Source organism: Dietzia sp. HMSC21D01 (assembly GCF_001815995.1).
GTDB lineage: Bacteria > Actinomycetota > Actinomycetes > Mycobacteriales > Mycobacteriaceae > Dietzia > Dietzia cinnamea.
Genome location: NZ_KV824093.1, coordinates 1 through 3,572 on the forward strand (window position 1 = coordinate 1; position 3,572 = coordinate 3,572).

Genomic DNA, 3,572 nt, shown 5'->3' on the forward strand with positions numbered 1-3,572 from the left:
CCGGTGTTCGCGCGGTCGGGATCGGCGGGGTCACGCCCGCGACCGTCGCGCAGCTGGCGGCCACCGAGCTGGACGGGATCTGCGTGGTCTCGGCGATCATGGCCGCCCCGGATCCGCGGGCTGCGGCGGCGGAGCTGCTCGCGCGATGGGAGGCCGGGAAATCACTCCCACCCGAAGGTGAGCCCGCGTAGCGTCTGCACCGTGAACAAGAGGACGCCGCTCGAGATCACCTCAATCGAGTTCCCCAGCACCTCCATGCCCGCGACCGCCGAGTTCCTTGAGACCGTGTGCGGCTGGTCGCCCACGGTCGACGGGACCTCGTTCACCAGCCTGATGGGAGGCGGCGTGGACGTGGGCATCCAGGGTGATGCCGACGAGCAGTCCCCCGCCCCGCTGCTCGTGATCCGCGTGGCCGACCTCGACGAGGCACGTCAGCGGGTCGAGGGGGCCGGCGGCACGGTGACCTTCGGGCCGATCGACTTCCCGGGCCGTTGCCGCTTCCACTTCCGCGAGCCGGGCGGCAACGAGCTGGCCATGTGGGTGGCCCGCTAGCTCGACCGGGACGTCAGCCGAGCCCTCACCGCTTCTGCTCGGAGTAGTCGGCGAAGCGTTCGAGGTCGCGAACGTGTCCGGAGACGATGATGACGTCGTCTGCGCCGATGATGGTCTCCGGCTGCGCGTACTGGAACGGACCGCCCGGGGTCTTGATGCCGACGATGTTGACCTTGTGCCGTCTGCGGGGATGGCAGTAGTCGATCGAGTGGCCGATGACGTCCCTCGGTGGGCGCATCTTGACGATGGCGAAGCTCTCGTCGAACTCGATGAAGTCCATCATCTGATTGGCCACGAGGTGGGCGACCCGGACCCCGGCGTCGTGTTCGGGGAACACCACGTGGTGGCAGCCGATACGGGTGAGGATCTTCCCGTGGGCCTGGTTGATCGCCTTGGCCCAGACCTGGTTGATACCGAGGTCGACGAGGTTCACCGCGACCAGCACGGACGATTCGATCGACGTGCCCACTCCCACGACGGCGGTGGAGAAGTCGCGGGCGCCGAGCTGTTGTAGCGCCTCGATGTCCGTGGCGTCCGCCTCGACGACATGGGTCAGGGAGTCCGCGTATCTCTGTACGAGTCCGTGGTCGCGTTCGACGGCGAGGACCTCGCGTCCCTGGCCGACGAGTTGTGTGGCCAGGGAGATTCCGAATCTGCCCAGCCCGACGATGAGAACCGGGGACTGGCGGCGGGTGCGATCAGCCAATGATCGGCCTCTCTACGGGTAGGCGGTACCTGGTCCGCTGGGCCCGCATGGTCAGTGCGGTTGCGAAGGTGATGATGCCGACTCGGCCGGCGAACATCAGCCCGGACAGAACGTACACCCCCGCCGGCTCGAGTTCAGCGCTGAGACCTGAACTCAACCCGCAGGTGGCGAAGGCGGAGATGGACTCGAACAGAGGCCGCCCAAGATCCTCGCCGGTGAGGATCATCAAGGTCAGGGCGGACACGGATACCAGGGTGAGCCCCATCCCGGCCACGGAGACGGCGACCCGGATCGAGGAGGTGGGCAGGGCCCGCCCGTGGGCGGTGGTGTCCTCCCGACCGCGGGCTTCAGCGAGGAACGCCAGGAAGATCACGGCCAGGGTGGTGACCTTGACTCCGCCTGCGGTCGACACCGAACCGCCACCGACGAACATCAACGCGTCGGTGATGAGCATGGTCGACGCCCTGGTGTCGACGGGATCGATGACGGCGAAACCCCCGGAACGCATCATCACCGAGGCGAGCACCGACTGCTGGAGCTTGTCGGCCACGCCGTCTCCGCCGAGGGTGGCACCGTTGCTCCACTCCAACGCGGCGAACCCCAGGGCACCGACGAGCATCAGGAGCACACTGACCTCGACCGTGAGTCGGGTGTGGAGATTCCAGCGTCCGAGGTGCCACTGGTGCTTCCACAGCACCAGGAGAACGGGAAAGCCGAGGCTGCCCAGGAACACGGCACAGATGAGCGCCCAGAACACGACCGGATCGTCCGCCACCGGCGCCAGGCCTCCGGGGTCGAGGACGAACCCGGCGTTGTTGAACGCGGACACGGCATAGAACACGGCGTGCCAGAGCCCGTCCCCGAACGACCCGTGGTGGGCGATGAGACGGGGTGCGAGAACCAGCGCGATGACCAGTTCCACCAGGGCGGAGGACACGACGATCGTCGTGATCAGCGATCGGACCTCCCCCAGTCCGCCCGCCGACATCCCCGTCTGCGCGAGGAGCCGCGTGCGGACGCCGAACTGCCTGGTGACCGACAGGGCCAGCAGAGACGAGATCGTCACGATGCCCAGGCCACCGACCTGGATGCCCGCGAGGATCACCACCTGACCCGCCGGGGACCAGTGCGTCGCGGTGTCCACCGTCGTCAGGCCGGTCACTGACACCGCGGAGGTGGCGGTGAAGACCGCGTCGTGCAGGTACGCCGGGTCGCCGGATGCGGTGGCCCACGGCATCATCAGCAGCACCGTGAAGACCACGATCGCCGCGGCGAACGCCAGCAGCGCCGAGCGGGCCGGTGAGCTGTACGTGAACGCGCGGACCGCCCGTGCGCCCGAGGACAAGACGCCCGGGATCGTCGAGACCATGTCGAGAGAGTAGACCCGGCACTCTGCGCTCGCCGGAGGCGCCCGGGGACAGGCGGCGGACGGAGTCAGCCGGCCGCCGCGAATCCCTCGGGAAAGGCCAGACGTGTGAGCTTGTCCGGGTTGCAGTGGAAGTACAGGCGGTCCACTCGGCCGCCCACCACCCCGACCTGTACCACCCGCAGGACCTCGCGCGAGACCACGGCCAGCGCGAGCTCTCCGTTGACCTCGACCGGCGCGACCGCACCCTCGGCGAGCTCCATGGCCTTGACCAGGAAGTACGCACACTTGCGGGCGCCGACGATGTCGCGTCGGGCGGCGTTGACCTTGCCGTTGCTATCCGACAGGACCCGGGCGTCCGACGTGAGCACGGCGATCGTCTGCTCGAGGTCGCCGGAGATCACGGCCTCCACGAGCCGGGCGATCAGCTCGTCCGGCGCGGGCTCCGGCGGGCGCAGGTCGGTCTGGAGCCTGTGTCGCGCGCGGCTGACCCACTGGCGCACCGTGGGCGCGGTGGCGTGCAACGCCTCGGCGATCTGGGCGTAGGGCAGGTCGTAAGCCTCGCGCAGGACGAAGGCGGCCCGCTCGTCGGGCCCGAGCTGCTCGTACGCCAGCAGGACCGCGATCCGCAGCTGATCCCGCTGCTCGGCCAGCTCGGCCGGCAGCAGCGCGGTGTCGACGGGTTCGGGCAGCCACGCCCCGATGTAGTCCTCGCGCTTCCGTCGCCGGAGGCGGTCCAGGCACAGTCGGGTCGCGACGGTGGTCAGCCACGCCTCGGTGTTGCGGGGGGCGTCCGACGGATCGAGCGCCACGAGTCGGGCCAGTGCCTCGTCGGCGGCGTCCTCGGCGTCCGCCCAGGTGCCGGTGATGCGGTAGCCGATCCCGAGCAGTTGCCCGCGGATCCGCTCGAGCGCCGCCCGGTCGGGCAGGACCGCGCCGGGCGGGGCC

General features: G+C 69.5%; 4 protein-coding genes and 1 pseudogene. 2 read left to right on the plus strand and 3 right to left on the minus strand.

From position 1 onward, the window contains the following. Both HMPREF3086_RS15405 and HMPREF3086_RS15410 read left to right on the plus strand, forming a co-directional pair. Nucleotides 1-161: pseudogene (locus HMPREF3086_RS15405) on the plus strand (thiamine phosphate synthase); the annotation flags it as partial. A 40-nt stretch (nucleotides 162-201) separates the two neighbouring features. After that, nucleotides 202-552, plus strand: coding sequence for a VOC family protein (locus HMPREF3086_RS15410; protein WP_083324474.1), 351 nt, complete (start codon nucleotides 202-204; stop codon nucleotides 550-552). Nucleotides 553-577: 25 nt separating this feature from the next. Here the strand turns inward: HMPREF3086_RS15410 and HMPREF3086_RS15415 are convergent, their stop codons facing one another. The 3 genes from HMPREF3086_RS15415 to HMPREF3086_RS15425 form a co-directional block, all read right to left on the minus strand. After that, nucleotides 578-1,258 carry a potassium channel family protein gene (locus HMPREF3086_RS15415; RefSeq protein WP_007625874.1) on the minus strand — a complete coding sequence of 227 codons (681 nt, stop codon included), beginning with the start codon at nucleotides 1,256-1,258 and terminating at the stop codon, nucleotides 578-580. Then, a complete protein-coding gene (locus tag HMPREF3086_RS15420; RefSeq protein WP_070722787.1) occupies nucleotides 1,251-2,627 on the minus strand; it encodes a TrkH family potassium uptake protein in 1,377 nt (458 codons plus the stop codon). Before HMPREF3086_RS15420 ends, HMPREF3086_RS15415 begins: the two co-directional genes overlap by 8 nt. A gap of 65 nt (nucleotides 2,628-2,692) precedes the next feature. After that, a partial coding sequence (locus HMPREF3086_RS15425; protein WP_083324475.1) for a sigma-70 family RNA polymerase sigma factor occupies nucleotides 2,693-3,572 on the minus strand: 880 nt, incomplete at its 5' end.